The sequence below is a fragment of the Nostocoides japonicum T1-X7 genome, from assembly GCF_001046855.1.
GTDB classification, from domain to species: domain Bacteria; phylum Actinomycetota; class Actinomycetes; order Actinomycetales; family Dermatophilaceae; genus Nostocoides; species Nostocoides japonicum.
Window position 1 is genome coordinate 4033330 of the sequence record NZ_HF570958.1, and the last position, 4865, is coordinate 4038194.

Sequence of the window (4865 nt, forward strand, 5' to 3'; positions counted from 1 at the left end):
CCCGCCGGGCCGGGCGGGTGGACGGGCGGAGGCATCCGGTCAGGCCGAGGCGGTCTCCGACGCGGCCCCGGACAGGCGGTCCTGGACGTGGACGGGCACCGGGGCGTAGCGGCTCGGGGAGCGGGTGAAGGTCCCCGAGCCGTGGCCGAGGGACCGGAGGGACGTGGAGTACCGGACGAGCTCGAGGGCGGGGACCTCGGCATTGACCCTCGTCAGCCCGTCGGTGGCGCCCTCGGTGCCCTTGACCCGCCCCCGGCGCGAGGCGAGGTCGGACATGACGGCCCCGACGTAGTCGTCGCCGACGATGATCTCGACGTCGTCGATCGGCTCGAGCAGCTGCACCCCGGCGGCGGCCGCGGCCTCGCGGAGCGCGAGGGCGCCTGCCGTCTGGAAGGCCGCGTCGGAGGAGTCGACGCTGTGCGCCTTGCCGTCGACGAGCCGGACCCGGACGTCGACCATGGGGTACCCGTTGCCCGTCACGCCCTTCTCGAGCTGCGCGCGGACGCCCTTCTCGACGCTCGGGATGAACTGGCGCGGGACGGCCCCGCCGACGACCTCGTCGACGAACTCGAACCCGCTCCCCGCCTCGAGGGGCTCGACGACGATGTGGCAGATCGCATACTGGCCATGCCCTCCGGACTGCTTGACGTGCCGCCCGAGGCCCTTGGCGACGGCGCGCACCGTCTCCTGGACGGCCACCTTGACCGGCTCGGTGTCGACCTCGATGCCGGCTCGGGTGCGCAGCCCGTCGAGCAGCAGCTCGAGCTGCTGCTCGCCCATCGTCCAGAGGACGAGCTGGTGGGTCTGGGAGTCGACGACGACCATGGCCGAGGGGTTCTCGGCCTGCAGACGGGCGAGGCCCTTGACGAGCTTGTCCTCGTCGGAGGTGCTTCTCGCCTTGATGGCGACGGGAAGGAGGGGGTGCGGGAACTCCCACGGCTCGACGACGACGGGGGATGCGGCGTCGGAGATCGTGTCGCCGGTCTCGGCATGGGCGAGGTGGGCGACGGCGACGATGTCGCCCGCCCGGGCCTCGTCGACGGGGGTCAGGGTGCCGCCGAGCATCCGGGAGATGGCTCCGGACCGCTCGTCGTCGTCGTGCTCGGCGTGCCACTGCTCGTCGTCCTCGCGGCCGCTGAACTGCGCGAGATGCCCGCTGACGTGGACGTTGGTGTCGGGCCGCAGCGTCCCGGAGAAGACCCGGACGATGCTGATCCGGCCGACGTAGGCGTCGCTGCTCGTCTTGACGACCTCCGCGACGAGTGGTGCGTCCGGTGACGGGTCGACGGGTGGCGCCTCGGCGCCGCTCACCGTGAACGCGCGGGGCATGTGGTGCTCCGCCGGCTGCGGGAAGCCGCGGCATACCAGCTCCAGGAGCTCGGCGACACCGGTCCCGTCGAGCGGGTTGACGGGTACGACGGGGTGGAAGGCGCCGCGGGCCACGGCCTTCTCGAGGTCGGCGACGATCGTCTCGAAGGTGACCTCCTCGCCGCCGAGGTACCGCTCGAGCAGCCCCTCGTCCTCGCTCTCGGTGATGATCGCCTCGACGAGATCACCACGCGCCTGCTCCGTCTGCGCCAGCTCGTCCTCGGACGCGTCCCGCACCGTGCGGCCGGCCGATCCGCCCGAGCGGTGGGTGCGGGAGAGGAGGGCCTGTATGCCGTCGCCCTGCGGGACGTAGAGCGGCTGGATGTCTCCCCCGAAGGCGTCCTGGAACTCGGCGACCGTCGTGTCGAAGTCGGCGCGGGGCTGGTCGAGATGGGTGACGACGAGCGCGCGGGGCATGTCGACGCCGGCGCACTCGGCCCAGAGCAGCCGGGTGCCCGGGTCGATGCCGTCCGTCGCCGAGACGACGAAGAGGGCCGCGTCGGCGGCCCGCAGCCCCGCTCGCAGCTCGCCGACGAAGTCGGGCTGGCCGGGGGTGTCGAGGAGGCTGAGCCGGATGGGCCCGCCGGTGCCGACGCAGTCCGTGTCGGAGACGTCGACGGTCGCGACGGAGAGGTGCACGGAGTGACCGAGACGCTTCTCGACGTCGGTGCCGTCGGAGACGGTCGTCCCGTCCTCGACGCGGCCGAGCCGGGTCACCGCTCCGAGCGGGAGGAGCACGGCCTCCGTCAGCGCTGTCTTGCCCGACGCCCGCGGTCCCACGAGGACGACGTTGCGGACGCGGGCGGGATCGACCCCGCTGCGGTCAGGACCTCCAGCCATGGCAGCCACCTTCCGATCGACGAGGCGCTCCGTCGCGCCTCCTTCTGGGGACTCTATGCCGACGGTCAAGGCTCGCGACACCGCCCGGGCCGGTGGTCTTGCCGGGCGTCGACCGCTCGTGGGGAAGACAGCCAGAGCCAGGGGTCCTGCCATCTTCCCCACAAGCACGCGTGCGAGCTCAGGTGGAGTCGACGGCGGGTCGGACGCGGGATCAGGCCGAGCGGACGCGGGAGTCGTCGAAGAGGAGGATCGAGCCGCCGTAGCAGGCCACCCACACCGTCTTGCGGGTCGGCTCGTAGGTGATGCCGATCGGGTGGGCGTCGGTCCGGACCTGCTGCACGACCGTGAGATCGCTCGTCCGGAGCTTGTCGACCGTCGCGTCGTCGTAGTTGACGACGTAGAGCGCCCGCCCGTCGGAGCTGAGGGCCATCGACCGCGGCTCGTGCCCGACCTTCACCGACCGCTTCACCGTGCCGGTCTTCGCGTCGACGGCGGACACGGTGCCTGACCCGTTGTTCGTGACGTAGATCGTCCTGCCGTCGGCGGAGATGACGACGTGCCGCGGTCCGTCGCCGGTGTGCGCGAACGGTCGCGCGGCGTCCGTGCGCAGGTCCACCGTCATGACCTTGTCCGACCCCATGATCGCGACGTAGGCGACGTGGCTGTCGGGCGACACGGCGATCCCGCGCGGGTGGGCGCCCTGCAGGGGCACGGTCGCGACGACCTTCGCCGTCCGCGCGTCGATGACCGACAGATCCATGGAGCACCAGTTCGTCACGAGGACCTTCGACCCGTCAGGGGTCACCGCGACGTACTTGGGGACGGCACCGACGCGGACGACCCGCTCGATGGCATACGACGTCGTGTCGATCCGGTAGACGTAGCTGTCGGAGATCCCCTTCGCACTCGTGCACGCGTCCCGGCCCTCGGGGCTGAAGTTCCTGCCGTACATCGCGTAGTTGGAGACCCAGGCGGTCTTCCCGTCGGGGCTGAACGCCATCTCGACGGGCGCGCCCTTGCTCGTCCCCGGGTGTCCCGCGACGCCGTACTTCGCGAGGTCCACGCCGTCGGCGATCGTTCTGCGGAGGGTGCCGTCGGGGGCGAAGACGGAGATCGTATGCGAGTACATCATGTTCTGCGCGAAGACCTGGCCCTGCTTCGACGCGACGACCGACTTGGACGTCAGGCCACCGGTGAGGCGCGCGACCCGGACCATCGTCGTCCGGTCCGACGGTCCCGGCACGCCGGTGAGCGAGGGGCTGGTCGTCGGATGGGAGGACGTGGAGCTCGTCGCGGTGGAGTGCGTCGCGGTGGCTCGTGAGGTCGCGGAGGTCGTCGGCGTGCTGCGGTGCTGGGTCTGCTGCGGGGTGGCCGTGGCGGCCGAGGTGCCGGCGAGCCGGCCGAGCCCGTAGGCGAGGAGCGTGAGGACGACGACGAGCACGAGGGCAGCGACACGACGACGCCGGACGTACACCGGCTCCTTGCGGACGATCACGGGGACCCCTCCGTCTCACGAGATGCACCAGCACCATCGGCGACGGTATGCCACGCCGGAGCGGTATCCGGGGAGGCTCACCGTGCCCTGTGAACCCGGCCCGACCAGGGGCACGCCACGACGAAGCGGAGCCGCTCGAACCCACCCCCGGGCCCGTGGCGTTCTGGCGCCCGATCGGGCCTTGTGCACAACCTCGACACCCGTGTGGACTGACACCAACCCCCGGCCCCCGGGCCCGTGGCGTTCTGGCGCCCGATCGGGGTCTGTGCACCGCCACCTCCTCCCCACCACCCCGCCGGCCAACGCCCCCACGTCCCATCGTGGGCGACCCACGGACACCCAATACGGTCCCTGGTCGGTGCCGCTCGTGCGTGAGCGGCGCGCCCGCCTGGTGTCTGTGGTCGCTTTGGGTGTCGGTCGGCCCCACGGACAGGCCCCACGGACGGGCAGCACGGGCGCTGTCGGTCGGCGATGCGGGCGACGGCGTCAGCCGGGGTCGAGCCGGAGATCGACGACGGGGATGCCGGTGTCGGATCGTGCGGTCACGTCGTCGAGCACCGGGCTCAGGGCCGCCCACGCGGCCGGATGGGCGGCGGCATACGCGGACAGGATGCCTGCGCTGTCCTCCGGCGGATGGACGTATGCCGTCCCGGGCCGCTTCGTGACCCGGCCCACGCTGACGCGGACACGAGGCGTGTGCTGGACGTTGCGCAGCCACTCGCTGCGGGTGCCGAGGCCCGACACGACGCGGTAGGTCCCGGGTGCGGGGCGGTCGACGACCTCGAGGACGGCCTCGCGGGGCAGGCCGGTGCGTCGGCCGACGTGTTCCAGGAGGAGGAACCGCCGGCCGAGGAGCCAGCCGAGGCGATGGTGGTAGAGCCACAGCGGCGAGCGGACGACCTGAGGTGTGCGCAGCGCCCGGCTCGCCCCCCTGCCCCAGGCGCGGCGCAGCCGGCCACCGAGGTCGCGCAGCAGCCGTGGCCCCCGACCGAGGGCATGGAGTGGCAGCCCCCGACCGAGGGTATGGAGCCGCGTCCGCCGGTCGTGGGGTCGCAGCCGCCCGCCGTCCGTGCCGTCGTCGCTTCTCATGGGTCTCACCACCCGAGCCGGCTCGCCTCGTCGGCGACCGTCGCCGGCTCACCGGCGGCCGCCGAGAACGCCT

General features: G+C 72.5%; 3 protein-coding genes. All 3 read right to left on the reverse strand.

Annotated elements, in window-relative coordinates; all coding sequences use genetic code 11:
- Window positions 1-39 precede the first annotated feature (39 nt).
- A complete protein-coding gene (locus BN12_RS18300) occupies window positions 40-2208 on the reverse strand; it encodes an elongation factor G-like protein EF-G2 (protein ID WP_048554736.1) in 2169 nt (722 codons plus the stop codon).
- 211 nt (window positions 2209-2419) lie between these two features.
- On the reverse strand, window positions 2420-3703 hold the full coding sequence (locus BN12_RS18305; RefSeq protein ID WP_048554738.1) for a YncE family protein: 1284 nt from the start codon (window positions 3701-3703) through the stop codon (window positions 2420-2422).
- 486 nt (window positions 3704-4189) lie between these two features.
- Entirely contained in the window at window positions 4190-4792 is a 603-nt protein-coding gene (locus BN12_RS18310) for a nitroreductase family deazaflavin-dependent oxidoreductase (RefSeq protein ID WP_083454755.1), read from the reverse strand.
- Between the last annotated feature and the right edge of the window lie 73 nt (window positions 4793-4865).

Excerpts from the sequence above, each read along its gene's own strand:
- BN12_RS18300 (WP_048554736.1), bottom strand. The coding sequence starts at position 2,208 with ATGGCTGGAGGTCCTGACCGCAGCGGGGTCGATCCCGCCCGCGTCCGC.
- BN12_RS18310 (WP_083454755.1), bottom strand. The coding sequence starts at position 4,792 with ATGAGAAGCGACGACGGCACGGACGGCGGGCGGCTGCGACCCCACGAC.